The sequence below is a fragment of the Isoptericola croceus genome (assembly GCF_029382255.1).
In the GTDB taxonomy this organism is placed as follows: Bacteria; Actinomycetota; Actinomycetes; order Actinomycetales; family Cellulomonadaceae; genus Isoptericola; species Isoptericola croceus.
In genome coordinates this window covers 104,570-128,039 of sequence record NZ_JARLLG010000004.1, presented here as the reverse complement: position 1 = coordinate 128,039, position 23,470 = coordinate 104,570, and the positions used below count along the sequence as shown (strand labels likewise).

Below are 23,470 nucleotides of genomic sequence, written 5' to 3'. Positions count from 1 at the left end.
GCGCCGTCGGTGCCGCGTCGCGGGCCCGCGTCAGCGCATCACCGCCGCAGCGCGCGCCTCGCCAGCGTGTTCCCCAGCCACTGCACCAGCTGGACGATGACGATGATGATCACCACGACGATCGCCGTCACGGCCCAGTCGTACTGCCGGTAGCCGTACTGGATCGCGAAGTCGCCCAGCCCGCCACCACCCAGGTAGCCCGCGATCGCAGACATGTCGAGCACCCCGATGAACAGGAACGTGTAACCCAGGATCAGGGGCGACAGGGCCTCGGGCACGACGACGGTGCGCACGATCCGCAGCGGGGAGGCACCCATCGCGCGGGCCGCCTCGATCACCCCGGGATCGATGGAGACCAGGTTCTGCTCCACGAGGCGGGCGAACACGAACGACGCCATGACGCACATCGCGAACGTGAACGCCTCGATGCCGATCGTTGTCCCCACGACCGCCCGGGTCAGCGGCCCGAGCGCCACCAGGAAGATGAGGAACGGCACCGGCCGCACGATGTTCACGGCCACGTTGAGCACGGCGAACACCGGACGGTTCGCGAGCAGGTTGCCGGGCCTGGTCAGGTACAGCCCGAGGCCGAGCAGCAGCCCGAAGAACCCGCCGACGGCCAGGGTGATCAGCACCATGTACAGGGTCTGGCCGAACGCGTCCCACAGCAGGGGCACCAGGTCGGGTCTCATCGGTCGTTCCCTTCCGCGGCGGGAGCCGCCACCGTGCCGTGGTCGACGACGGCGGTCACGGCATGCAGCCCGTCGAGCGCGGCGCTCACCGCGGCCTCGTCCCCGCCGAGCTCGAGGGTGAGCGAGCCGTAGGGACGCTCGGCCACCTCGGTGATGCCGCCGTAGACGATGGTGCCGTGGACCCCGCGGTCGGCCAGGACCTCCATGACCTGCGCGGACGAGCCGGAGACCTCGTCGATGCGGACGGTGACGATGCGACCCGGGTGACGGCCGCGCAGCCGCCTCAGCACCGCGGGCGAGGGCCGGTCGCGCAGCGCCGAGGCGACGAACCTGCGGGTCACGTCCTGCTGCGGGTCGCTGAACACCTGATAGGCGTCCCCGAGCTCCACGACACGGCCGCGCTCCATGACCGCGACACGGTGGCAGATCGAGCGGACCACCTCCATCTCGTGGGTGATGACCACCACGGTGATGCCGAGCTCGCGGTTGACCCGCTGCAGCAGGGCGAGGACGTCTGCCGTGGTCTCCGGGTCGAGCGCGCTCGTGGCCTCGTCCGCCAGCAGGATCCTCGGGTTCGTGGCGAGCGCGCGGGCGATGCCGACGCGCTGCTTCTGCCCGCCGGAGAGCGCCGAGGGGTAGGAGGCGGCCTTGTCCGCGATGCCGACGAACGTGAGCAGCTCGGCGACGCGGGCGTCGCGGTCCGCCCGGGACCAGCCGGCGACCTCCAGCGGGTAGGCGACGTTCCCGGCGACCGTGCGGGACCGCAGCAGGTTGAACTGCTGGAAGATCATGCCGATCCCGGCTCGCACCGGCCGCATCCGCGCCTCGCTCAACCCGGTGAGGTCGGTGCCGTCCACGACGACGGAACCCGCCGTCGTCGTCTCCAGCGCGTTGACGAGCCGCACGAGCGTGGACTTGCCGGCGCCCGAGTAGCCGATGACGCCGAAGATCTCGCCGGCGGCGATGTCGAGCGTGACGCCGTCGACGGCGCGGACCCCGGCGGACCGGCGACCCACACGGCCGCGGCCGGGGAACTCCTTGACCGCACCGCGGAAGCTGATGATGGGCTCGCTCACGACTCTCCTTTCAGACAGGACAAGCTCTCGCGAGGTAGTACCGCAGGCACTCAGGTAGTACCCGCGGGGTACTTCCCCGGGGCCTGCGGTACTACCTCGCGAGGCGGAGGGTCACTGGGCGGCGAGGTTGGTCTCGATCTCGTCGAGGATGGCCTGCAGGTCCGCGGCGTCGTTGTCCTTGATGACGCCGGTGCCGCCGGACGCCTCCACGACGCCCTGCTCGATCTCCTCGGTGTGGAAGATGTCGACGAGCTGGTTGAGCGTCTCGTCGTCGGCGTCCTCGGCGCGCGACACCCAGACGTTGATGTACGGCTCGGCCGCGGAGGCGTCCGGGTCGTCGGAGTAGAGGGCGTCCTCGGCGGTCAGGCCCGCATCGCCCACGAAGTCGTTGTTGACGATCGAGGCGTCGACGTCCTGCAGGGCCAGCGCCGTCTGCGCAGCGTCGACCGGGGTGACGGTCACGCGGGACTCGTCGGCCAGGACGTCCGCCGGCGTCGAGAAGGAGTTGCCGCCGTCGCGCAACGCGATCAGGCCGGCCTCCTGGAGCACGAGCAGCGCCCGGGCCTGGTTGGTGTCGTCGTTGGGGATGGCGACCTCGCCGCCGTCGGGGATCTCCTCGACGCTCGCGTGCGCCGTCGAGTAGAGGCCGAGCGGGTAGACGGCGGTGGCGCCGATCGGGGTGAGGTCGTCACCGCGCGCCACGTTGTAGCCCGCGAGGAACTGCAGGTGCTGGAACTGGTTGAGGTCCAGGTCCCCGTCGCTCAGACCCTGGTTGGGGAGCTGGTAGTCGGAGAAGTTCACGATCTCGACCGTGATGCCCTCCGCGGCGGCAGCGTCGGCGAACGTGTTCCAGTAGGCCTCGCCGGAGGAGACGACGCCGATGCGGATCGGGTCCTCGGCGGTGCCCTCGGCGACGGACGCCTCGGCGCCACCGGAGCAGGCGGCGAGGGCGAGGACGGAGGCGGCGGCGCCGGCCGCGAGCAGGGTGGAGCGCACAGACATGAGAGTCCTTCCGGGCAGGGGTGCACGACGGCGGTTCGCGCCGGCGGGCATCGGTGGCAGGGAGGCGCGGGCCGCGGCCATCAGCGCGCGACGGGCTCCGGGGCACCTCGCCGACCGGTGAGGGGGCGGGGTGCACGACAAGGTGAACACCTGCCGGGCAGGATCACCAACCCAGTAGAGGGGAAATCCCATCTGGCGGACGAAATTGCGTCCGCATCGCAAGACGTCGTCGTCGACGGTCCGCATTCGGCACGTGGTGACCGGTCGAAGCGTGCCGGACCACGACGTTCGGCACCCCACCGGCCAAGGGGTCGCGAAGACGCAAAGGACCCCTCGCGCACCCACCAGAGCTCACTTACCCTTGCTGCCTTCCGGCCCTGGGGGAGTTCGGCGAGGTGATGCCGCACGAGGGGTCTGCCCCTACCCTAACCGAGACCCGGCGGCGCACCGAAACCGGCGCCGGTCACGCTCGTGGTGGCGTCGCACACCTCACAGCGGACCGATTCGGAGACCGGTGCTCGCGTCCGCTATCCTGCTGGAGTTGCCTGCACCGATGCGTGCGGGTGGCACCAGAGGAGGATTCGCCTAGCGGCCTATGGCGCACGCTTGGAAAGCGTGTTGGGTTCACGCCCTCGGGGGTTCGAATCCCCCATCCTCCGCCGGACCCGAGGGCCCGTCACCGTCATGGTGGCGGGCCCTCGGCCGTGGGCGGCCCCCCCCCCGCCCCACCGCGGGCGTGGATCGGGTGATGCCCCACGTCGCGATCGGCGACGAGGGCTTCCTGCTCGACGGCCGACCCCACCAGATCGTCAGCGGCGCCCTGCACTACTTCCGCGTGCACCCCGATCAGTGGGCCGACCGAATCCGCAAGGCGCGACTCATGGGCCTGGACACCATCGAGACCTACGTCGCCTGGAACGTGCACTCCCCCGACCGGGGCGAGTTCCGCACCGACGGCCCCCGCGACCTCGGCCGGTTCCTCGACCTCGTCGCCGCCGAGGGACTGCACGCCATCGTGCGGCCCGGTCCCTACATCTGCGCGGAGTGGACCGGCGGCGGGCTCCCCGGATGGCTCCTCGCCGACCCGACGGTGGGGGTGCGCCGCGCCGAGCCGCAGTTCCTCACGGCGATCGAGGAGTACTACGCGGCCGTGGCCGCGATCGTGGCCCCACGGCAGGCCACCACGGGCGGCCCCGTGCTCATGGTGCAGGTCGAGAACGAGTACGGCGCCTACGGCGACGACCCGCTCGACGAGCGACAGCACTACCTGCGCACCCTGGCGGCCACGCTCCGCCGCCACGGCATCGACGTCCCGCTGTTCACGAGCGACCAGGCGAACGACGAGCACCTCACCGCCGGCAGCCTGCCCGAGCTGCTCACCACGGCGAACTTCGGCTCCCGCACCACCGAACGGCTCGCGACGCTGCGGCGCCACCAACCCACCGGCCCGCTGATGTGCATGGAGTTCTGGGACGGCTGGTTCGACTCCTGGGGGCTGCACCACCACGTCACCGCACCCGAGGCCAACGCCGACGACCTCGACGCCCTGCTCGCCGCGGGCGCGTCGGTCAACCTCTACATGTTCCACGGCGGCACCAACTTCGGCCTCACCGCGGGGGCGAACGACAAGGGCGTCTACCGCCCCATCACCACGTCGTACGACTACGACGCCCCGCTCGCCGAGCACGGCGCGCCGACCGCGAAGTACCGCACGTTCCGCGAGGTGATCTCCCGCCACCGCTCCGTCCCCGAGGAGATGCCCGCGGAGGCGGGGCCCGCCCCGGAGCTCACCGTGCCGCTCGACCGCCACCTCCCGCTGGACGGGCTCGTCGACACCCTCGGCGAGACGCACCGGTTCGACCAGCCGCCCACGCACGACGACGTCGCCGCGTGGGAGGGGTTCGTCCGGTACCGCACGCAGGTCACCGCCGAGGACGCCGTCCTCGTGGTCGACGACGTCCGCGACCGCGCGCTCGTCGCCCTCGACGGGGCGCCGGTCGGCCTGCTGGACCGCACCACGCACACGACCGCCGTGCCGCTGCCCGCGCGCGCCGGCGAGCTCACGCTGCTCGTCGAGGACCAGGGCCGCGTCAACTACGGGCCGCGCATCGGCGAGCCGAAGGGCCTGATCGGCCCCGTGCGCACCGCCACGCGCGAGCTCACCGGCTGGGAGGTCACCCCGCTGCGGTTCGCCGACGACGGCGGGACCTTGCGCGGGGAGGTCACGGCCGCGCTGCGTGCGGCCTCGCCCCGGACGCCCGCGCCGCACCCGGACGGTGCCGAGACCCCTGCCGGGGTGCCGCCGTCGGGCACGGACGCACCGCTGGCCGGGCCGGTGCTGGCGCTCGGGACCTTCGCGAGCACCGAGGGGGCCGATCACTTCCTGCTGCTGGACGGGTGGACCAAGGGCGTGGTGTGGGTCAACGGCTTCTGTCTCGGCCGGTACTGGAGCGCCAGACCGACGCGCACGCTCTACGTGCCGGGACCGCTCGTGCGGTCCACGGACAACGAGGTCGTGGTGCTCGAGCTGCACGGCGCGCAGGGCCGGACCGTGCAGCTCGTCGCAGGTCCTCGGCTGGGGCACACCGAGGAGTGAGCAGCCCGCACCGCCTCTCCTGTGACAAGCGTCACGCTCATGGTAGTTGCCTGGCCAGACCGTGACCGGCGACGAGAGTCATGCCTGCTGCATGAGGAGATCGTGACGATATCGATACACAGGCTTGCCTCAACTCACCCTTGATCAGCAGACCGCGCCTCTACGATGGCAGCCATGATCTTCAAATCCGTGGGTGATGGGCGTCCGTACCCGGACCACGGGCGCGAGAGCACCAAAGACTGGTCAGACGTCCCTCCGCGCCAGGTCCGCCTGGACGAGCTCGTGACCACCAAGCGCACGCTCGACCTCGCCGCCCTGCTCGCCGACGACTCCACGTTCTTCGGTGACCTGTTCGCCCACGTGGTGGAGTACCGGGGAACCCTGTACCTCGAGGACGGACTCCACCGTGCGGTCCGGGCCGCGCTCCAGCAGCGCCCGATCCTGCACGCCCGCGTCCTCGCCGTCGGATGACCACTCTGGATCTCGGATTCTCAGGTAGTTTCTTCGCGTGACGTCACCAGCCCAGGACCCGGCGCGGGTCGCCCGTCGTCGGCGCAAGCACGAGCGCCAGGCCGTCGTCTTCGGGCTCATCATCGCCTTCCTCGTGATCCTCGGCCTCGGTGCGCTCGCCGTCTACACGGAGACGATCGACTCGCCGATCTCGGAGCCGATCTACACCCCGAGCGCCACCGTGGAGAACATGGCGCCGGCCTGCCTGCCCGAGGACGAGAGCTCTCCCGACGGCGTCCTGCCGATGGCCTACGACCAGGTGCGGGTGCGGATCTACAACGCCGGGGACCCCAGGTTCGCCCTCGCCGGGGCCAGCGCGGACGTCCTGTCCGACCGCGGCTTCGACGTCCGGGACAGCGGCGACTTCACCTACCTGATCGAGGGCCCGTCGGAGATCCGCTACGGAGCCGAGGGGATCGTGCAGGCCTACACGCTGGCCGCGCAGTTCGAGAACGTCGAGCTCGTCATGGACGACCGCGGCGGCAAGTTCGTCGACCTTCTCGTCGGCACCGGCTGGACCGAGCCCCTGCCCGTCGAGGACGTCCCCCTCGCCGCGGACCAGCCGCTCGAGAACATGCCCGGCTGCATCCCTGCGGAGGACCTCGACGCGATTGAGCGCGAGTTCGGCCTCGGCCGGGCGCCCGACGAGGCCTGAGGCCCGCACGGCCGTCCGCGCCGTGACGTTGTGGGCGGGCTTCTTGGTCCGTTCTGTCCCTTTCGGGCGGGTTCCGAGCCCAGAATTCCCGCCCACAACGAGTCACAACTGCGGGGCGACCTCCCGGGCGATCAGGTCCAGGTGGTCCAGGTCCTGCAGGTCGAGCACCTGCAGGTAGACGCGCTGCACGCCCTCGGCCCGCAGGCTCGCCAGCCGGTCGACCGCCTCGGCGACGGTGCCGGCGACGCCGTGCTCGCGCAGCTCGGCGGGCTCACGGCCGATAGCGGCGGCCCGGCGTGCGAACTCCGCCTCGTCGGCGCCCACCGCAAGGACCAGGGCGACGGACTGCGTCAACGAATCGGCCGGGCGACCGGCGTCGGCGAGCGCCTTGTTGATGACCCCGATGCGCGGCCCGACCGCCTCGATCTCGGGGAAAGCCTGGTTGTACTCGCTGGCGAAACGCGCGGCGAGCGCCGGGGTCCGCCGCGGCCCTCCACCGCCCAGGATGATCGGGACCTGCCCCTGAGCGGGCTTCGGCAGCGCCGGGGAGTCCGCGAGCGTGTAGTGCTTGCCGGAGTAGTCGAACGTCTCCCCCACCGGCGTGCCCCACAGACCCGTGAGGACCTCGAGCTGCTCCTCCAGGATCCCGAACCGCTTGTCCGGGAACGGGATGCCGTACGCCGCGTGCTCGGCGGCGAACCAGCCGGTACCCAGACCCAGCTCCACCCGACCACCGGACATCTGGTCCACCTGGGCCACCTGGATCGCCAGCACGCCGGGGTGGCGGAACGTCGCCGAGGACACCAGGGTGCCGAGTCGCACGGTCTCGGTCTCGCGAGCCAGGCCGGCCAGGGTGGTCCAGGAGTCCGTGGGACCGGGCAGGCCGTCGCCACCCATCGCGAGGTAGTGGTCGGAGCGGAAGAACGCGCTGAAGCCCAGCTTCTCGGTCGCCTTCGCGACGGCGAGCTGGGTGTCGTACGAGGCACCCTGCTGGGGCTCGGTGAAGATGCGAAGGTCGAGAGTCATGCGCTGGTCCGTCTCCTCAGTCGTGCACGGGATGCTCGGTGCGCGTCCGCTTGAGCTCGAAGAAGTGCGGGTTGCCGGCGAGCGCGACGGCCGCGTCGAACAGCTTCGCCGCGTCGTCGCCGCGCGGTACGCGGGTCAGGACCGGGCCGAAGAACGCGACGCCGTCGACGTGGATGGTCGGCGTGCCGACCTCCTCGCCCACCGGGGCCATCCCGGCCTCGTGGGACTGCGCGAGCGCGCCGTCGTAGGCGTCGGACGTCGCGGCGTCGGCCAGCTCGGCGGGCAGGCCGGCCTCGGCGAGCGACTCGCGGATCACGGCGTCGACGTCCTTGACGCCCTGGTCGTGCCAACGGGTGCCGAACGCCGTGTAGTAGGCGGCCAGCGCCTCGGGGCCGTGGTCGGTCTGCACGGCGGCGGCGACGCGGCCCTGGCCGCGTCCGGCCTCGATGCGCTCGCGGTAGTCGGCGGGGATGTCCTTGCCGGAGTTGAGTAGGTACAGGCTCATCAGCTTGAACGTCAGCTCGACGTCGCGGTGCTCGGCGACCTCGAGGGCCCAGCGGGACGTGACCCAGGCGAACGGGCAGGTGGGGTCGACGTACACGTCGACGACGGGCGTGGAAGTCTCGGTGGAAGTCATCCCACGCACAGTACTCCGACGGCGCGAATCGGTTCGAGACGGCCGTCGCGCTAGGCTCGCCACGTGCTCTCGAAGGTGCGCTCGGTCAGCTGGTCCAGCGTCGCGACCGTCGTCGGAGCGGCCGTCGTCGCCCTGCTCTGCCTCGCCGTCGTGCTCCGCGGCCGGCCCTGGGCATGGTTCCCGTTCGGGATCGCCGTGGCGATCGCGGTACGTGAGTTGCGGGTCCTGCAGCGTGCCCGACGGCGGCACGTCGGCTTCGACGAGCCCGACCGCCGCGAGGAACGTGGCTGACGCCTTCCCTGCGCTACCTCGCGGGCGGCCTGCGCTACCTCGCGTCGGTGTGCGCTACCTGGGCGGGCTCTGCGCTACCTCGCGGGGCGGCGAGGCCGCGTGCGACGCCAGCCTTCGCCAGCCGCTGCGCGAGGAAGAGGCCGAGCCAGGTCGCCGCGACGAAGCTGCCGATCATCAGCGCCACGAAGGTCACCAGGACGCCGGTCATCATCGAGCCCATGTTGAACGCGGCCCACCCGGACGCGACGTACAGCCCGCCGAACACGACGGCCGCCGCGTAGTAGAGCCACGGCCTCCACACCCGGTACAGCGTGACCACGAACGCGAGCTCGAGGGCCACGCCGGCCATCAGGCAGGTGACGATCGACCAGGCGCCCACCGGGGAGGCGGACGAGACCACGCCGGCCACGAACGTGGTGAGCACCGCGGCCCCCGGCCGCCGGATCAGTGCCAGCGCGAGCACCGGCCCGATGAGCCACAGGCCCACCATCGGCGCGTACGCCATGGGTGCCGCGGCGGCGAGGGGCGCGCTGACGAAGTTGGCAGGGATGAGCAGCACACCCATGGCGGCGCCGATGGCGGCGCACGTCATGAGGTAGCGGGTGGTCACGGACTTCATGAGGTCTCCAGGTCGGGAAGGATCGGGGAACGGTCGGGTCAGTTGTGGGGCGCGGACGTCAGGCGAGGGTCGCGGCCACGGCGACGCACGCGGCGCCGCCGGCCCAGAAGGAGACGAGCAGGACGACGTCACGCACGCGGAACGGGATCCGCAACCGGTCGGTGCGCTGCGGGTAGGCGCCGAACCCGCGGGCGTCCATCGCCAGGGACACGCGTTCGGCGTGCCGGATCCCGCCGGCGAGCAGCGGCACCACGTACCCGGCCTGGCGCCGCACGGCCACGGCCGGCCCCCGGCCCGGCGCGACGCCACGCACCCGGTGGGCACCCCGGATGACCTCGAGCTCGTGACCGAACCGGGGCACGAACCGCAGCGCCGCGAGCGCCGCGTACCCGATGCGGTACGGCACGCGCAGCTGCTGGGTCATGGCCCGCACCAGGTCCGCACCGGTGGTTGTCAGCCCGCCGAGCAGCACGATCAGCATCAGCGCGACCGTGCGCAGGGCGGTGGCGAGCCCGGTCTCCAGCGCGCCGGACCACAGCTCGACGGGGCCGACAGCGGCCAGGAGCGTCGTGTCGTCGACGAGCGCCGGGTCGGTGAGCATCCCGAACGAGAAGGTCATGACCAGGCAGAGCACCGGGGCGCCGAGGGCGATGGCGGCGAGCACCCGCGGGCGGACGCGTCCCAGGAGCGCGATCGCCGCGAACACGACGAGTGCCACGACCGCAGGCGTCAGGACATCCCGGGTGAGCACGACGTAGACCATGACGGGAATCGGTCCGAGCACCTTGACCAGCGGGTTGTAGGTGCGCAGGTCGGTGACCCCGGCGGCGCCGGGCGTGCTCATGCGCCGACCGCCGCCCCGTGCGGCGCCGCGACGGGCAGGTCGGCGAGCCGGGTCACGGAACGCCAGTCCGGGTGGCTGGTCAGGGCGCGCGTCGCCCGGGCCAGGGGCGGTGTGCGCAGCCCGGCGGCCCTCAGCACCGCCTCGTCACCGAGCACGGCGTCGGGGCGCCCGTCCGCGAGCACCCTGCCGCCGGCGAGCGCCACGACGCGGGTGGCGTGCTCGGCGACCAGCTGCATGTCGTGGCTGACCACCACGACGGTGGTGCCGTCCTCGTGCAGGGCGGTGAGCAGGTCGAGCAGCTCGACGGCGCGCTCGCGGTCCTGGCCGTAGGTGGGCTCGTCGAGCACGAGCACCTTGGGCCGGCACACGATCGCCGTGCCGACGGACAGGCGGCGCTTCTGCCCGCCGGACAGCCAGAACGGGTGCCGGTCGCGCAGGTCGGCGAGGCCGAAACGCTCCAGGACGTCCTCCACCCGGGCCGCGATCTCGCCGTCGGGCACGCCCCGCAGGCGCAGGCCGTGGGCGAGCTCGTCGTCGACCCGGCCGGTGACGAACTGGTGCTCGGGGTTCTGGAAGACGAAGCCGACGGCGGCGGTGAGGTCGGCAGGGTCGGCGCGCCAGGGGTCGAGCCCGGCGACGCGCACCGCTCCGGAGACGGCGCGGCGGCGGGGCCGCAGCACGCCCGCCACGAGCTGGGCGAGCGTCGTCTTGCCGGCGCCGTTGGAGCCGACAAGGGCGAGCAGGTCGCCGCGCGCGACGTCCAGGCTCACGTCGTCGAGCACGGTGGACGCGCCGCGGCGGAAGGTGAGCCCGGTGACGCTGACGACGGGCGCCGTCACGGGCGCAGCGGTGCTCGCCATGACCTCCGACGCGCCCGACGGCGGCACGTGCGCCGCCCGCACCACGGCAGGTTCCGGGAGGGCCGGCTGGGCGTCGAGCGCCGCGGTGAGCTCGGCGGCGGTGAGCGGCAGCGGGTCGATCGCGACGCCCGCGCCGCGCAGCCGCAGGGCGGCGATCGTCGCGGTGGGCAGCCAGACACCGAGCTCGGCGAGCAGGTCGGCCCGGCCGGCGAGGACCTCGCGCACGGAACCCGCCGTAGCGACGCGCCCGGCGGCGTCGAGCACCACGACGCGGTCGGCGACGTCGACGGCGGCGTCGAGGTCGTGCTCCACGAGCAGCACGCCCCGGTCGCCCGCCGCGGCGACGGTCCGCAGGACGGCGTAGACCTGCTCGACGCCGTCGGGGTCGAGGTTGGCCGTGGGCTCGTCGAGCACGAGCAGGCGGGCGCCCGTGGCGAGCGCGCAGGCGAGGGCGAGCCGTTGCCGGCCACCGCCGGACAGGTCGTCCGGGTCGTCGCCGCGGCGTTCCCACAGGCCCACCTGCCGCAGCGCGGCCTCGGCACGGGCGAGCACCTCCCCGGCCGGCAGGCAGAGGTTCTCGGGCGCGAAGCAGACCTCGTCCAGCACCGAGCCGGTGACGACCTGGGCGTCCGGGTCCTGGAAGACCATGGCCACGTCGGCGGCGAGCAGCGGCGGGCGCGTGGCGGCGACGTCCTGGCCGGCCGCACGGACGGTGCCGCGGAGGTCGGCGGCGACGACGTGCGGGACGAGCCCGTTGGTCGCGAGCGCCAGGGTGGACTTCCCGCAGCCCGACGGGCCGAGCAGGAGCACGACCTCGCCGGGCTCGACGGCGAGGTCCACGCCGTCGGGCGCGGGCGCGGCGAGGCGGTGACCGCCGTCGTCGAGCGGGAGGTGGTGCCGCACGCGCAGGTCCTGCACGTCGAGCAGAGGGAGGGTCACCAGGTCAGGATAGGCAAACCTCACCTTTCTTGCGAGCCCGTCAGGCGGCCGGACGTCCTCCCGCTCCCCCGCTAGCATCGAGGCGATGCGACCGACACCTGCCCTCCTCCGTCCTGCCCGGCTCGCGCTGCTGGTCTCCGCCGCCCTCGCGCTGACCGGGTGCGCCCCAGGTCCGATGGGACCGGACGACATCGTCGACCGGGTCGCGGCCGGTTACCGCGAGGCGCCCACCTTCAGCTTCACGTGGGACGCCCCGGTGCGCGCCGACGACGCGGTCCGGTCCACCGGCGCCCTCGAGTACGACGACGGCGAGGTCGCCGCGCTGCGGCTGCGCTCCACCGACGCCCACGGCAACGTGACCGAGGACTACCGGTACGTCGACGGCACGCTGTACTCGCGCACCTCGGAGGGCAGGTTCAGGGTGGAGGGCGACCCCGCACCGCTCCTGGAGGCGTGGGACTGGGCGCAGGCCGCCGGCCACCGGGGAGACCCGGTCACGGTGGAGGTCCTCGACGAGGAGGAGATCGACGGCGTGCGCACCACCCCGTACCGCCTCACGTTCGACGGGGGGGACATCGTGGAGACCTGGTGGGTCGACGACGAGGACCAGATGCGTCGGTACGAGAGCGAGGTCGCCGACGGCGTCATGGTCGGCGAGCTGACCGGCTACGGCGAGGACGTGGAGATCACCGTCCCCGCCGACCTGGTCGACGAGTGACGGAGTAGCCTCCTGCACATGACTGCCGTCCGGACGCACACCCACGCCCAGGCCGTCGACGCCGCCATCGACCTGTTCTCCCGCCAGGGGTACGAGCAGACGACGGTCGAGGAGATCGCCGACGCCGCGCAGGTCAGCCGCGCCACGTTCTTCCGCCGCTTCCGCTCCAAGGAGGACGTGGTCTTCGCCGATCACGAGCTCCTGCTGGAGGAGGTGGTCGTCATGCTCGCCGCCACCCGCCCCGAGGCGCGGGACAGCGTCGAGGCCAGCCACCGAGAGACCGCCTGGAACCCCGCCGTCGACCCCTACCTGGAGGTGTGCCGCGCGGCCCGCCACGTGTTCGACCACCACGTGGGCCAGCGCGAGACGTCGCTCGCCCGCCACCGGCTGCTGCAGCAGGTGACGGCACTGCGCGACCGCGAGCTCGTCACGACGCACCGCTACGAGCGTGCGTTCACCGCCTACCTGCGCGACACCCTGCCGCCGGACCGTTCCACCACCACCATGTCGATCGCGTTCGCCGCGTCCGTGGTGGCCGTGCACAACGCGGTGCTGCGCCGCTGGCTGCGCAACCCCTACCTGGACCTGCGGCCCGACCTGGAGGAGGCCTTCGCCGAGCTGCGTCGCGCGGCCTGGGCACCCGGGGCCGACGGCGGCACCCCGGCCGAGCCGTCGGCCGCGGACCCGACGGACGGCAGCCCCACCACGAACCGCCGCGTCGTGGTGGCGGTGCTCGACCAGGACGCCGACGCGGACGACATCGCGCGGGCCGTGCGCGACGTCCTGGCCTGAGGCCCCTCGATGATCGAGTGGTTGTTCGACGCCACGTTCAGCGTCGGCGACGAGCAGGTGCTGTGGCGCGAGGTGATCGGCAACGGCTTCGGGCTGGCCTCGGCGCTGGGTGGCATGCGCCGCAAGGTGTGGGCGTGGCCGGTCGGGATCGTCGGGAACCTGCTGCTGTTCACCGTGTTCCTGGGGTCGCTGTTCGGCGACGCCGGGCGTGTGGACATGCTGGGCCAGGCGGGCCGGCAGGTCATGTTCATCGCCGTGTCGGTGTACGGGTGGGTGCGGTGGCGCGAGACGCGCCGCCAGGACCTGGAGGTCCGTGCGGACGGCAAGGTGCCCTCCTCGGGCGCGCGGGGCGTGCACCCGCACTGGGCACGGTGGTGGGAGCGCCTCCTGCTGGTCGCCGCCCTCGTCGGCGGGACGCTCCTGCTCACGCCGCTGTTCCGGGCGCTCGGCTCCTACGAACCGGTGTGGGCGGACGCCTGGATCTTCATGGGCTCGCTCCTGGCCACGTACGGCATGGCCCGCGGCTGGGTGGAGTTCTGGCTGATCTGGGTGGCCGTCGACATCGTCGGGGTGCCGCTGCTGTGGGGCGCCGGCTACTACGCGACGTCGTTCATGTACATGTTCTACGGCGCATTCACCCTGGTCGGGTTCGTCGTCTGGTGGCGGGTCCACCGCCGGGAGGAGTCGGACCGGCAGCTCCGCCTCGCGGGGGATGTGGAGGCGCCGCCGGCTGACGCATGATCGACGCATGATCATCGCCGAGGACCTCCTGCTTCTCGCCTTCGACGACGCCACGGGCAGGCCGGACCGGCACGTCGACAACCTGGACTACCGGCTCGCGGGCGCCCTGCTCGTCGAGCTCGCGCTGACCGGCCGGGTGGACGTCGCCGAGGCGGGCGCCGTCGCACCCGACGGGTCCGCGCGGCGCCGGGGCACCGTCGTCGTGCGGGACGCCTCGCCGACGGGCCATCCTGCGCTCGACCGGGCGATCGACGTCGTCGGCCGCCGGGCACGCAAGCCCAAGGACCTCATCGGGCCGTTGTCCAAGCGGATCCGGGAACCGCTCCTGACCGGACTGGTCGAGCGCGGCATCCTGCAGCGCGAGGACCGCCGGATCATGGGCATCGTCCCCACCACCGCGTGGCCGGCCGCCGACTCCTCCCACGAGCTCCGCCTGCGCGCCGAGTGCGAGGCGGTGCTGCTCGGGACGCAGGACCCTCGCCCCGAGACCGCCGCGCTGCTGTCCGTGGTCCACGGCACGGGCCTGGTCAAGAAGCTCGTCCCGCCCGGGCACGCGAAGGCCGCCAAGCGGCGGGCGAAGGAGATCACGCAGCAGTCGTGGGCGAACGACGCCGTGAAGAAGGCGGTCGACGACGTCAACGCCGCGGTGATGGTCGCCGTGATGATCCCGGCGATGAGCGCCGCAGCGGCCTCGGGCTGACCGACGCGGAGCGCCGTGCGGGCACGAGCCGGTGATGCCACCGTGAGGCATGCGAGTCGTCGTCGGACTGTCCGGAAACGTCGGGACCGCCGTGCCGCGCGCCCTGCACGCGGCGAGTGGCCCGTGCCGTGGTGCGCGCTCAGGTGCCGCACCTCGTGGCCGCCTCGTCCGCGTACTCGACCGTCGACCGCCTCCACGAGCACGTGCGCGAGCGCGCGTTCCGGCAGACCCCCTGACGACGGAGCGCCGCCCCGGTTCTCTCGGGGCGGCGCTCGCCGCAGGTGCACCGCCACGCCGGCTGGTGGACGGCGGCGGTGATGCACACGACCGGCGTCGACCCACGCCGGGAGCTGGTGGTCAGGCGAAGGAGGAGAAGCCGGTGATGTCGCGGCCCACGATGAGCGCGTTCATCGACTCGGTGCCCTCGTAGGTGTGCAGGGCCTCGATGTCGGCGAAGTGCCGGGCGACCCGGTTCGCGAGCAGGATGCCGTTGCCGCCGAGCATGTCGCGGGCGACGGAGGCGACCTCGCGCGCCCCGCGGGTGCACGTGTACTTGGCCAGGGACGCCTGCTCACCGGTGAGCTTGCCGGCGTCGGCGAGCTCGGTGAGCCGGCCGACCAGGAGCTGCAGCTGCGTCACGGTGGAGAGCATCCGGGTGAGGCGCTCCTGGACCATCTGCTTGGCGGCGATCGGCTTGCCGAACTGGACGCGCTGCGTCGCGTACTGCACGGCGGCCTCGTAGCAGGCCACCGCGTGCCCGACGGCGGACCACGCCACCGCGAGGCGGGTCGCGAAGAGCACGGCGGCGGTCGCCTTGAACGACGTGGCGCCGGGCAGGGCCGCGTCGGCCGGGACGAACACACCGTCCAGCTCGATGTGGGCCTGCCAGATCGCGCGCAGCGCCATCTTGCCCTCGATCGTGGTGCCGGTGTACCCGGGGGCGTCCTGGGGCACGATGAAGCCGTGCACCTGGCCGTGGCGCTCGCCCGCGTCCGGGTCGTCGAGCCGGGCCCAGACCACGGTGATGTCGCCGCAGGAGCCGAACCCGATCCACTTCTTCTCGCCGTCGATCACGTAGCCCTCGACGCCGTCGCGCACGGTGCGCCGCGCCGTCGTCTCCAGCGACACGGAGTCCGAGCCGTGGGTGGGCTCGGTGAGGGCGAACGCGCCGAGGATCTCTCCGCGCGCCATGGGCTCGGCGTACCGCTCGACCTGCTCGGGCGAGCCGTGCATGACGATGGAGCGCAGGGCGAGGCCACCCTGGACGCCGCAGATCGTGGCGACGGAGCCGTCGCCGCGGGACATCTCCATGCTGGCCAGGCCCGCGCCCATGAGGGTGACCTCCGGGCGGCCGGGGACGTCGACGCCGTCGCGCAGGAAGTCGCGCTCGGCGAGCTTCTTGACGAGGTCGAAGGGGACCTCGGCCCGCTCCCAGTAGCCGTCGATGACCGGCAGCACCTCGTCCTGGACGAACTTCCGCACGGCGAGCTGACGCTCGCGCTCCGCCGGCGTGATGTCGGCGAACGCGGCCGCGTAGTCGACGTCGAGCGGCTGGGAGACGTCGTAGTCGGGTGCGGTGACGCCGGGCTGGGCTGGGCGGCTCATGCGGGTCTCACTTTCCACGGGGGCGACCGCGCCGCCGCAGAGGCTGGTTGACGACGGCGTCGGTCTCCCCCCATCATGCGTCGCGACTGAGTCTCAGTCAAGCGATACGCGGTATCAGCCGGTAACGACGTGACTCGTCGGCACTCCGCGTTCTACGCGGCAGTCCGGACTGCCGCGTAGAACACGGAGTGCCGCGCAGATCTGGATCCGACGGTGCCGGGCTTCTGGCACGATGTGCCCCGTGCCCGACGATGCGGACCGCCGCCACCCCGCCACGACCCGCGACCGCGGCGGCAGCCTCCTGCAGTCCCCCTGGCTGCTGGCGCTCGCCTTCGTCGTCGTGCACGCCCGGCTGGTGCACGAGGCGATCAACTGGCAGTACACGATCTACGGCGACGTCACCCTGTACGAGTGGTGGGCGCGCCACGGGATCGACACCGGGCAGTGGCCCGTCCTGGACTACGCCTGGGTCTACCCCGCCGGTGCGCTGGCCCCCGTGGTCGCGCCGTCCCTCGTCACCGACGACCTGCTCGGGTACGAGATCCTCTGGACGGCCATGATCGTGGCGCTCAACGCCGCCGCCGTCGTCCTGCTCGTGCGCTCCACGCCCCGCGGGACCCTCGGTGCCTGGTGGTGGCTGCTCTTCCTGCTGGGGCTCGGCCCGATCTTCCTCGGCCGGCTCGACGGCGTCGTCGCGCCGATGATCCTCGCCGCCCTGGTCCTGGCCCGACGGCACCCACGCATCGCCACCGCCGTCGCCACCGCCGGCGCCTGGATCAAGATCGCACCGGGCGCCGTCGTCGTCGCGATCGCCGCCACCCGCCGCAGCTGGCGTGACCTGTCGCGTGCCGTCGTCGTCCCCGGGGCGATCGTCTCCGCCGTCGTCGTCGGGCTGGCGCTGGCCGGTGGTGCCGGGACCCGGGCACTGAGCGTGTTCGGCGAGCAGGGCGCCCGCACGTTGCAGGCCGAGTCCGTGGCCGGGAGCTGGTTCTCCGTGGCCCGGTGGTGGGACCCGGGCGTCGCCATCGACTACAACAACGAGATCTTCACCTACGAGTTCCAGGGTGACGCCGCCCGGACCGTCGCCGACGCGCTCGACTGGCTGCTGCCGCTGGTGGTGGTCGCCCTGGCGGTGCTCACGCTGTGGGCCGCCCGCCGACACCCGGAGCGCGCGTACGAGATCCTGCTGCTCTCGGCCGCCGCCCAGCTCGTGGCCCTCATCGTGTTCAACAAGGTGGGCTCGCCGCAGTTCGTCGCGTGGATCGGGCCGCCCGTCGCGGTCGCCCTGGCGACCCTCCCGGCCGGGCGGGCACTGCGGGCCTGGTGGCCGCCCGCGCTGGGCATCGTGCTCGTCGCGTACGGCACCTACCTCGTCTACCCCGTGGCCTACGGCCCCTTCCTGGAGGGCGCCACCTGGATGATCGTCGTCGAGGCGCTGCGCAACCTCGCCCTCGTGGTGCTCATGGCGGGTGCGGTGTGGCGGGTCGCGCGCCTGGGTGCCGCCCGCATCGCGTAGTTCCGCCCCAACGTTCGCCCGGCGTTCGGCCCCCCGACCCCGACACGTCGCCCGGCGCACCCCCGCCCGTCACCCGGGGCCGCGACAGTTCGAGTCGTGAGGGTAGCGATCGTCGCAGAGTCCTTCCTCCCGCAGGTCAACGGGGTCACGAACTCCGTGCTGCGGGTCCTCGAACACCTCCAGCGGTGCGGGCACGAGGCCCTGGTCCTCGCCCCCGACTCCGACGACGGTGACGTCCCGCCGTTCGTGCACGGCGCACCCGTCGTCGAGGTCCCCTCGGTGGGGCTGCCGGGCTATGCCGACGTGCGGCTCGTCGTCGGGCAGCGTGCCCGCATCGAGCGCACGCTCGCGGCGTTCGGGCCCGACGTCGTGCACCTCGCCTCGCCGTTCACCCTCGGCTGGCGCGGCATGCAGGCCGCCGAGGCCCTCGGGATCCCCACCGTCGCGGTCTACCAGACCGAGGTCCCGAGCTACGCCGCGCGGTACGGCATGCGCCACCTGGAGCCGCTGCTGTGGCGGCGGGTGCGCAACCTGCACGAGCGCGCCACCGTCACGCTCGCGCCGTCCACCCCCACCATCGACCACCTGCGCGCCCGCGGGGTGCCGCGCCTGCACCGGTGGGGCCGCGGGGTGGACACCGTGCAGTTCCGGCCCGGGGCCCGCGACGACGCCTGGCGCCGCGCGGTGGGCGCGGGCCGGCCGCTGCTCGTCGGGTACGTGGGGCGGCTCGCCGCGGAGAAGCAGGTCGAGGCGCTGCAGGTGCTGTCCGGGCGCGACGACGTCCGGCTCGTGATCGTCGGCGCAGGCCCCGAGCGCGCCCTGCTGGAGCACCTGATGCCGGACGCGCACTTCACCGGGCTGCTGCGCGGCGAGGAGCTGGCGCGCGCGATGGCGAGCCTCGACGTGTTCGTCCACCCCGGCGAGCTGGAGACGTTCGGCCAGACGCTGCAGGAGGCGAACGCCTCCGGGGTGCCCGTCGTCGCGCCCGCCGCGGGCGGGCCCCTCGACGTGGTCGCGCACTCGCACACCGGCTGGCTGTACCCGCCGGGCGACCACGCGGCGATGCGCTCGCACGTCGACGACCTGCTCGGCGACGACCGCAAGCGCCGCGCCTTCGGGGCCGCCGCGCGGGAGAGAGCGCTCGGCCGCACGTGGGCCAAGGTCTGTCACGAGCTGATGGAGCACTACGAGGCCGCGGTCACCGTCGCAGCGGAGGTGTGAACCCGTGCGGATCGTCCACGTCGCCAACGCCTACGCGCCGCGGTCGGGCGGGATCCGCACCGCGATGCACGCGCTGGCCCGCGAGTACCTGGCCCGCGGCCACGAGCCGGTGCTCGTCGTCCCGGGCCCGACGGCGGCCGATCGGTGGGAGGGCGAGGTGCGGGTGGTGCAGGTCGCGGCACCCCGTGTCCCCGGGGTGGCGGGCTACCGGGCGGTGGTGCGGCCCGACGCGGTGCGCTCCGTGCTGGACGCGCTGGCCCCGGACCGGCTCGAGGTCTCCGACCGCGCCACCCTCACCGGCGTCGGCCTGTGGGCGCGCGAGGCCGAGGTGCCGTCGCTGCTGATGCTGCACGAACGCCTCGACGGCGTGCTCTCGGCCTTCTGGCCGGGGGCGGGTAGCGGCGCGAGCCCCGGCGCCGTGGGGCGACGGCTCGCCCCGGTGGTGGCCGACCGCTGGAACCTCGCGACGCTCGGACGGTTCGACCGGCTCGTGGCCACCACGGCGTACGCCGCCGGCGAGGTGGAGCGCCTGGCCCCGCGGCCCGGCGGCGCGCTGCCTCGCGGGATGCCCGACGGCGGCACGCGGCCCGGGCGGGCACGCTCCGGCGCGCTGCCCCCGCTGCACCAGGTGCCGCTCGGCGTCGACCTCGACCGGTTCACGCCCGACCGGCTCGACCCAGAGCTGCGGCGGCGGATCGCTCCGCGCGGTGAGGCGATCGTGCTGGTGATGAGCCGGCTCTCCCGCGAGAAGCGGGTCGACCTGGCCGTCGAGGCGGTGGGACGGCTCGTCGCCGACGGCGTGCCGGTGCGGCTGGTCGTGGCGGGCAGCGGGCCGCGGTTCACGGCGCTGCGGGCGCGCGCCGAGCAGCTCGGCATCGACCACCGGTTCCTCGGGTTCGTGCCGGACCGCGACCAGGTGGCGGCGCTGCTGGCGAGCGCCGACGTCGTCGTCGCCCCCGGGCCGATCGAGACGTTCGGGCTCGCGGCCCTCGAGGCGCTGGCGTCGGGGACGCCAGTGGTGTGCTCGGCGACCAGCGCGCTGCCCGAGGTGGTGGGGGCGGCCGGGGCGAGCGCGGACCCGGACCCCGCGGCGCTGGCCGTCGCGGTGCGCGAGGTGCTCGCCCGACCGGTCGCGGCACGGCGGGCAGCAGTGCGGGCGCGGGCCGAGCTGTTCCCGTGGTCGGCCACGGGCGAGGCGATGCTGGCGCTGCACGGCGCCCAGCCGGTCCTGGCCGGTGCGCGGTGAGCGGCGGTCCGGCCGTCGTCGCGCTCGGCGACTCCATCACAGCGGGGGTCGGTGACGCCGTCGGGCCCGACGCCGCGCACGGCCCCGGCTGGGCGGCGCACCTGGCCCTGCTCGCGGAGACCGCGCGGTTCGAGAACCTGGCCAGCAACGGCGCTCGCACGCAGACCGTCATCGACGAGCAGCTCGACCGGGCGCTGGCCGCGCAGGCCGACCTCGCCACGCTCGTGATCGGTGGCAACGACGCGCTGCGCAGCGACTTCTCCCCCGCCGACGTGGCCCGCCGGCTCACCACCTGCGTCGGCGCGCTGCGCGGGCGGGGCACCGCCGTCGTCCTCGCGACCCTGCCGCCCATCGGGCTGTTCGAGCTGTGCGGCGGCCGGGTCCGGTCCGTCATGCGGGCGCGGATCGACGCCGTCAACGCGGCAGTCCGGTCGGTGGCCGCGCGGCACGCGGGCGGGACGGGGACCACGCCCGGCGTCGTGGTGTTCGACATCGCCGAGGCCGTGCGCCCCCTCGGGCTCGGCGCCTGGTACGTCGACCGCGTGCACCCCTCCCCGCTGGGCCACCGGCACCTGGCGGTGACCGCGGGCCGCGCCGTGCGGCTCTCGGTCCCGGAGCTCGCGCGCCTGCCGGCTCCGCCACCCCCGCCGCCGGCGTGGGAACGGGCGGCGTGGCTGACGCTCGCAGGCGTGCCGTGGGCGCTGCGCCGCGGCCGGGACTTCCTGCCCGGGCTGGTGCGCGCCGTCGTCGACGACGTGCGCGGCGGCGGGCTCGGGGCGCTCGACGTGGACCTGGAGCTGTCGGACCTCGGGTCCTGCAGGCTGGGCTCTCGCGGGCTGGTCGGGCCGGACGGGGCCGACGTCGACTCGCTCGCCCGGGCGACGTAGCGGCGGGGCCGGCGCGCACCGAACAACAGCAAAGAGGATTACGGTCAAGCCGTCTACTGTTGTCCGCACGCCACCTGCGCGCTCGTGCGGGGTGGCCTCATGCGAGGGCTCGAGTGCTTCCTGCGCGGCGCAAGGCACGCACGCTCGGCGAGGTGTACCGGCGCTTCGGCGAGGTCGATGCCGCCGAGACCTCGCCGCTGTCCGCGCGGGTCGCCGTCGCGCTGAGCGAGTCCCCCGAGGCCCTGCGTGCTGTCGAGGAAGCACCGGCGCGCAAGCGTCACCCGGCGTTGATCCTCGCGGTGCTGCACGACCTCGCCCTGGCCGGTCGGGCGCCGGCGCTCGCCGCGGCCCATGCCGCTGGGGACGGTGACGCTGCGGCGGCGGCCGCGGTCGAGACGCTCCGGCAGCGTCCCGACGCGGTCGGGGAGATCGCTGCCTGCCGGCGGCTCCTGACCGACGAGACCGGACGAGGCGCCGTCCTGTCTCCGGCCGTCAGCGAGGCAGCACGGCGGATCGGTGCCCGGTCGGTGGGGCTGATCGACGTGGGCCGACCGGCCGGGTTCAACCTCCAGGTGGACCGCGTGGGCATCACGTACAGCAACGGGCAGTCGTGGGGTGATCCGATGTCGCCCGTGCAGCTCTCGCCGTCGATCGTGGGTGACCGGTCCGTCCCGACGCGGGCGATGCCCGACGTCGTCACCCGGGTCCTCGTCGATCCCGACGCTCTCGATGTCACCGACCACGACGACGCCCGCTGGTTGCGCGCGTGCCTGCCGCCCGACCAGATGAAGCGCGCCGAGCAGCTCGACGCGGAGATCGAGCTGGCGTCGTCGGCCCCGCCGGTGCTGCTGCGTGACGACCTGGTGGGCGTGCTGCCGGAGGCGATCGCGAGCGTGCCGTCGAAGGCTCTGCCCGTCGTCACGACGACGTGGGCGCTGTCGCGGCTCTCCCCAGAGAAGCGGCTGCGCTTCGTGCAGCGCCTCACCGACGCGGCGGCCGACCGGACGGTGGCGTGGGTGTCCGCGGAGGGGGTGGGCGTCGCGCCGACTGTCCCGACGCTCGGTGATCGCCCCGCCTCCGGCCACAGCATCGTCGGACTGACAGTGATCGACCCGTCGGGGCGGCGCTCCGAAGCGGTGGGGCGCTGCTGGTCGCGGGGTCGGATGCTGGCGTGGCTGGCAGGGTCGTGACCCGTGAGATATCTGGGTCGCCCTCAAGAATCCGACACACTGCGGAGGGAGCCGCGAACCGTGAACTTTGGCGCGTCGGGTGGGAGACCACTCCCGGACGGCGACGTCATCTACCGGACATCGCCCGCGCTGCGCCGTGGCTCGGTGGCCACCACTTCCTGATGACGCAGCTGTGGGTTCCGTAGTCTGACATCCGGCGGATCGAGGCCACGTCCAGGGTGGTACTCATCCGCGAGGATGGCCGGGCATGGTCGTGCTGGGCGGTGCAGCGGGCGAACATCACCAGGATGCTCGGCAGGACGTCGCGCGTCGACCGTGTCGTCGCCGAGCTCGAAAGCCGGCGCCCCGCGAGGAAACCTGACCCGGACCCGCACGGCCGGCGAGCACGCCGAACGATCGTGCGTCTGGCCCGCTGGGAGTGGACCGTCGTGTGCGCGTTCCTGGCGACGTTGGCCATCGCCGCTACCGGATAGGCATCAGCCACGCAGCACCACCACCCAAATATGACAAAGGCCCGAACCCACGTTTCGTGGGTTCGGGCCTCGCCGATGTCCTGAGACATCACCTTGGTAGCGGGGGCAGGATTTGAACCTGCGACCTCTGGGTTATGAGCCCAGCGAGCTACCGAACTGCTCCACCCCGCGGCGAAGTATGAACACTACGGCATCCGGGAGGTGGGTCGCGACCAGCCGTCCGACGGAGTACGTCGTGGACGGGAGTCGCCCGCTGTTCGCGGACCGATGAGTTCGGTGACGGCCTGCGGTCTGGAGGTCGACAGGTGTCGAAACAACCCGGAGGACTCCCATGCCGAACCCGAGCACCGACCTCGACCGCACGTTCACCGCACCGATCGGCGTCGACGTCAAAGGAGAGATCTGGCCCTGCGTCGAGCTCACCGGCGCCACCGAGCTGCTGGGGACGGGCCGGTCGGTCCGGGTCGACGCCACGGTGGACGACGTGCCCGTCGAGAACGTCGGCCTCATGCCGACCGGACGCGGCGAGCTGATGCTGTCCCTCAACGCGAAGCTGCGCAAGCGGCTCGGCAAGGACGTCGGCGACACCGTCGCGGTGCACCTGACCCGCCGACTGAGCTGAGCGGTCCGGACT

At 73.2% G+C, this 23,470-nt stretch carries 24 protein-coding genes, 2 tRNA genes and 1 other RNA gene; 16 read left to right on the top strand and 11 right to left on the bottom strand.

Annotated elements, in window-relative coordinates; genetic code table 11:
* Window positions 1-38 precede the first annotated feature (38 nt).
* From PZC42_RS11150 to ffs, 4 genes are all read right to left on the bottom strand, one after another.
* On the bottom strand, window positions 39-692 hold the full coding sequence (locus PZC42_RS11150; protein WP_277211031.1) for a methionine ABC transporter permease: 654 nt from the start codon (window positions 690-692) through the stop codon (window positions 39-41).
* The gene (locus PZC42_RS11145; protein WP_277211029.1) at window positions 689-1,768 is read right to left on the bottom strand and encodes a methionine ABC transporter ATP-binding protein; all 1,080 of its coding nucleotides are present in this window, start codon (window positions 1,766-1,768) and stop codon (window positions 689-691) included. The genes PZC42_RS11150 and PZC42_RS11145 overlap by 4 nt, the downstream gene beginning before the upstream one ends.
* A gap of 111 nt (window positions 1,769-1,879) precedes the next feature.
* Window positions 1,880-2,770 (bottom strand): MetQ/NlpA family ABC transporter substrate-binding protein, encoded by an 891-nt coding sequence (locus tag PZC42_RS11140; RefSeq protein WP_277211027.1) that lies wholly within the window; start codon window positions 2,768-2,770, stop codon window positions 1,880-1,882.
* 321 nt (window positions 2,771-3,091) lie between these two features.
* An RNA gene (ffs, locus tag PZC42_RS11135) (signal recognition particle sRNA small type) lies at window positions 3,092-3,188 on the bottom strand.
* Window positions 3,189-3,344: 156 nt separating this feature from the next.
* On the opposite strand from ffs, the gene PZC42_RS11130 reads away from it, so the two are divergent.
* From PZC42_RS11130 to PZC42_RS11115, 4 genes are all read left to right on the top strand, one after another.
* Window positions 3,345-3,429, top strand: a tRNA-Ser gene (locus PZC42_RS11130).
* Window positions 3,430-3,518: 89 nt separating this feature from the next.
* The gene (locus tag PZC42_RS11125; protein ID WP_277211025.1) at window positions 3,519-5,366 is read left to right on the top strand and encodes a beta-galactosidase; all 1,848 of its coding nucleotides are present in this window, start codon (window positions 3,519-3,521) and stop codon (window positions 5,364-5,366) included.
* A 174-nt stretch (window positions 5,367-5,540) separates the two neighbouring features.
* The gene (locus tag PZC42_RS11120) at window positions 5,541-5,837 is read left to right on the top strand and encodes a type II toxin-antitoxin system VapB family antitoxin (protein ID WP_277211023.1); all 297 of its coding nucleotides are present in this window, start codon (window positions 5,541-5,543) and stop codon (window positions 5,835-5,837) included.
* Between the two features lie 37 nt (window positions 5,838-5,874).
* A complete protein-coding gene (locus PZC42_RS11115; protein ID WP_277211021.1) occupies window positions 5,875-6,531 on the top strand; it encodes a LytR C-terminal domain-containing protein in 657 nt (218 codons plus the stop codon).
* Between the two features lie 102 nt (window positions 6,532-6,633).
* On the opposite strand, the gene PZC42_RS11110 is transcribed toward PZC42_RS11115, so the two are convergent.
* Window positions 6,634-7,557 (bottom strand): LLM class F420-dependent oxidoreductase, encoded by a 924-nt coding sequence (locus PZC42_RS11110; RefSeq protein ID WP_277211020.1) that lies wholly within the window; start codon window positions 7,555-7,557, stop codon window positions 6,634-6,636.
* Window positions 7,558-7,573: 16 nt separating this feature from the next.
* Window positions 7,574-8,194 carry a mycothiol-dependent nitroreductase Rv2466c family protein gene (locus PZC42_RS11105; protein ID WP_277211018.1) on the bottom strand — a complete coding sequence of 207 codons (621 nt, stop codon included), beginning with the start codon at window positions 8,192-8,194 and terminating at the stop codon, window positions 7,574-7,576.
* Between the two features lie 63 nt (window positions 8,195-8,257).
* Between PZC42_RS11105 and PZC42_RS11100 the strand changes: the two genes are divergently transcribed.
* Window positions 8,258-8,485 carry a hypothetical protein gene (locus PZC42_RS11100; RefSeq protein ID WP_277211016.1) on the top strand — a complete coding sequence of 76 codons (228 nt, stop codon included), beginning with the start codon at window positions 8,258-8,260 and terminating at the stop codon, window positions 8,483-8,485.
* A 34-nt stretch (window positions 8,486-8,519) separates the two neighbouring features.
* Here the strand turns inward: PZC42_RS11100 and PZC42_RS11095 are convergent, their stop codons facing one another.
* Genes PZC42_RS11095 through PZC42_RS11085 form a run of 3 tightly spaced genes read right to left on the bottom strand, consistent with a single transcriptional unit; the run spans window position 8,520 to window position 11,747 of the window.
* Window positions 8,520-9,104, bottom strand: a complete 585-nt coding sequence (locus PZC42_RS11095; RefSeq protein ID WP_277211014.1) for an ECF transporter S component — start codon at window positions 9,102-9,104, stop codon at window positions 8,520-8,522.
* A gap of 58 nt (window positions 9,105-9,162) precedes the next feature.
* A complete protein-coding gene (locus tag PZC42_RS11090) occupies window positions 9,163-9,948 on the bottom strand; it encodes an energy-coupling factor transporter transmembrane component T (protein WP_277211012.1) in 786 nt (261 codons plus the stop codon).
* Window positions 9,945-11,747 (bottom strand): ABC transporter ATP-binding protein, encoded by a 1,803-nt coding sequence (locus tag PZC42_RS11085; RefSeq protein WP_277211010.1) that lies wholly within the window; start codon window positions 11,745-11,747, stop codon window positions 9,945-9,947. Before PZC42_RS11085 ends, PZC42_RS11090 begins: the two co-directional genes overlap by 4 nt.
* Before the next feature lie 85 nt (window positions 11,748-11,832).
* Here PZC42_RS11085 and PZC42_RS11080 point away from each other — a divergent pair, with 85 nt between their 5' ends.
* Genes PZC42_RS11080 through PZC42_RS11065 form a run of 4 tightly spaced genes read left to right on the top strand, consistent with a single transcriptional unit; the run spans window position 11,833 to window position 14,698 of the window.
* A complete protein-coding gene (locus tag PZC42_RS11080; RefSeq protein WP_277211008.1) occupies window positions 11,833-12,465 on the top strand; it encodes a hypothetical protein in 633 nt (210 codons plus the stop codon).
* 18 nt (window positions 12,466-12,483) lie between these two features.
* Window positions 12,484-13,257, top strand: a complete 774-nt coding sequence (locus tag PZC42_RS11075; protein ID WP_277211006.1) for a TetR/AcrR family transcriptional regulator — start codon at window positions 12,484-12,486, stop codon at window positions 13,255-13,257.
* Window positions 13,258-13,266: 9 nt separating this feature from the next.
* The gene (pnuC, locus tag PZC42_RS11070; RefSeq protein WP_277211004.1) at window positions 13,267-13,998 is read left to right on the top strand and encodes a nicotinamide riboside transporter PnuC; all 732 of its coding nucleotides are present in this window, start codon (window positions 13,267-13,269) and stop codon (window positions 13,996-13,998) included.
* A gap of 7 nt (window positions 13,999-14,005) precedes the next feature.
* Window positions 14,006-14,698, top strand: a complete 693-nt coding sequence (locus PZC42_RS11065) for a GOLPH3/VPS74 family protein (RefSeq protein ID WP_277211002.1) — start codon at window positions 14,006-14,008, stop codon at window positions 14,696-14,698.
* A 357-nt stretch (window positions 14,699-15,055) separates the two neighbouring features.
* Here the strand turns inward: PZC42_RS11065 and PZC42_RS11060 are convergent, their stop codons facing one another.
* Window positions 15,056-16,303, bottom strand: a complete 1,248-nt coding sequence (locus PZC42_RS11060) for an acyl-CoA dehydrogenase family protein (protein ID WP_277211000.1) — start codon at window positions 16,301-16,303, stop codon at window positions 15,056-15,058.
* Between the two features lie 232 nt (window positions 16,304-16,535).
* Between PZC42_RS11060 and PZC42_RS11055 the strand changes: the two genes are divergently transcribed.
* From PZC42_RS11055 to PZC42_RS11030, 6 genes are all read left to right on the top strand, one after another.
* Window positions 16,536-17,819 carry a glycosyltransferase 87 family protein gene (locus PZC42_RS11055; protein ID WP_438802951.1) on the top strand — a complete coding sequence of 428 codons (1,284 nt, stop codon included), beginning with the start codon at window positions 16,536-16,538 and terminating at the stop codon, window positions 17,817-17,819.
* A 96-nt stretch (window positions 17,820-17,915) separates the two neighbouring features.
* Window positions 17,916-19,040 (top strand): glycosyltransferase family 4 protein, encoded by a 1,125-nt coding sequence (locus PZC42_RS22550; RefSeq protein ID WP_277210996.1) that lies wholly within the window; start codon window positions 17,916-17,918, stop codon window positions 19,038-19,040.
* A gap of 4 nt (window positions 19,041-19,044) precedes the next feature.
* Complete coding sequence (locus PZC42_RS22545; RefSeq protein ID WP_277210994.1) at window positions 19,045-20,286, top strand: glycosyltransferase; 1,242 nt, start codon at window positions 19,045-19,047, stop codon at window positions 20,284-20,286.
* A complete protein-coding gene (locus tag PZC42_RS11040; RefSeq protein ID WP_277210993.1) occupies window positions 20,283-21,173 on the top strand; it encodes an SGNH/GDSL hydrolase family protein in 891 nt (296 codons plus the stop codon). The genes PZC42_RS22545 and PZC42_RS11040 overlap by 4 nt, the downstream gene beginning before the upstream one ends.
* Before the next feature lie 113 nt (window positions 21,174-21,286).
* Window positions 21,287-22,363 carry a DUF2332 domain-containing protein gene (locus tag PZC42_RS11035; protein ID WP_277210991.1) on the top strand — a complete coding sequence of 359 codons (1,077 nt, stop codon included), beginning with the start codon at window positions 21,287-21,289 and terminating at the stop codon, window positions 22,361-22,363.
* A 287-nt stretch (window positions 22,364-22,650) separates the two neighbouring features.
* The gene (locus PZC42_RS11030) at window positions 22,651-22,836 is read left to right on the top strand and encodes a hypothetical protein (RefSeq protein ID WP_277210989.1); all 186 of its coding nucleotides are present in this window, start codon (window positions 22,651-22,653) and stop codon (window positions 22,834-22,836) included.
* Between the two features lie 94 nt (window positions 22,837-22,930).
* On the opposite strand, the gene PZC42_RS11025 is transcribed toward PZC42_RS11030, so the two are convergent.
* Window positions 22,931-23,007, bottom strand: a tRNA-Met gene (locus PZC42_RS11025).
* Window positions 23,008-23,167: 160 nt separating this feature from the next.
* Between PZC42_RS11025 and PZC42_RS11020 the strand changes: the two genes are divergently transcribed.
* Window positions 23,168-23,458: a DUF1905 domain-containing protein gene (locus tag PZC42_RS11020; RefSeq protein WP_277210987.1), complete on the top strand. Its 291-nt coding sequence runs from the start codon at window positions 23,168-23,170 to the stop codon at window positions 23,456-23,458.
* Window positions 23,459-23,470 lie beyond the last annotated feature (12 nt).

Bases quoted from the DNA above. Each gene is read 5' to 3' on its own strand.
- PZC42_RS11055 (WP_438802951.1), top strand. From the start codon at position 16,536: ATGTGCCCCGTGCCCGACGATGCGGACCGCCGCCACCCCGCCACGACC.
- PZC42_RS11150 (WP_277211031.1), bottom strand. From the start codon at position 692: ATGAGACCCGACCTGGTGCCCCTGCTGTGGGACGCGTTCGGCCAGACC.
- PZC42_RS11065 (WP_277211002.1), top strand. From the start codon at position 14,006: ATGATCATCGCCGAGGACCTCCTGCTTCTCGCCTTCGACGACGCCACG.
- PZC42_RS11110 (WP_277211020.1), bottom strand. From the start codon at position 7,557: ATGACTCTCGACCTTCGCATCTTCACCGAGCCCCAGCAGGGTGCCTCG.
- PZC42_RS11030 (WP_277210989.1), top strand. From the start codon at position 22,651: ATGCTCGGCAGGACGTCGCGCGTCGACCGTGTCGTCGCCGAGCTCGAA.
- PZC42_RS11140 (WP_277211027.1), bottom strand. From the start codon at position 2,770: ATGTCTGTGCGCTCCACCCTGCTCGCGGCCGGCGCCGCCGCCTCCGTC.
- pnuC (WP_277211004.1), top strand. From the start codon at position 13,267: ATGATCGAGTGGTTGTTCGACGCCACGTTCAGCGTCGGCGACGAGCAG.
- PZC42_RS11125 (WP_277211025.1), top strand. From the start codon at position 3,519: ATGCCCCACGTCGCGATCGGCGACGAGGGCTTCCTGCTCGACGGCCGA.
- PZC42_RS11105 (WP_277211018.1), bottom strand. From the start codon at position 8,194: ATGACTTCCACCGAGACTTCCACGCCCGTCGTCGACGTGTACGTCGAC.
- PZC42_RS11060 (WP_277211000.1), bottom strand. From the start codon at position 16,303: ATGAGCCGCCCAGCCCAGCCCGGCGTCACCGCACCCGACTACGACGTC.
- PZC42_RS11090 (WP_277211012.1), bottom strand. From the start codon at position 9,948: ATGAGCACGCCCGGCGCCGCCGGGGTCACCGACCTGCGCACCTACAAC.
- PZC42_RS11020 (WP_277210987.1), top strand. From the start codon at position 23,168: ATGCCGAACCCGAGCACCGACCTCGACCGCACGTTCACCGCACCGATC.
- PZC42_RS11120 (WP_277211023.1), top strand. From the start codon at position 5,541: ATGATCTTCAAATCCGTGGGTGATGGGCGTCCGTACCCGGACCACGGG.
- PZC42_RS11080 (WP_277211008.1), top strand. From the start codon at position 11,833: ATGCGACCGACACCTGCCCTCCTCCGTCCTGCCCGGCTCGCGCTGCTG.
- PZC42_RS11075 (WP_277211006.1), top strand. From the start codon at position 12,484: ATGACTGCCGTCCGGACGCACACCCACGCCCAGGCCGTCGACGCCGCC.
- PZC42_RS11095 (WP_277211014.1), bottom strand. From the start codon at position 9,104: ATGAAGTCCGTGACCACCCGCTACCTCATGACGTGCGCCGCCATCGGC.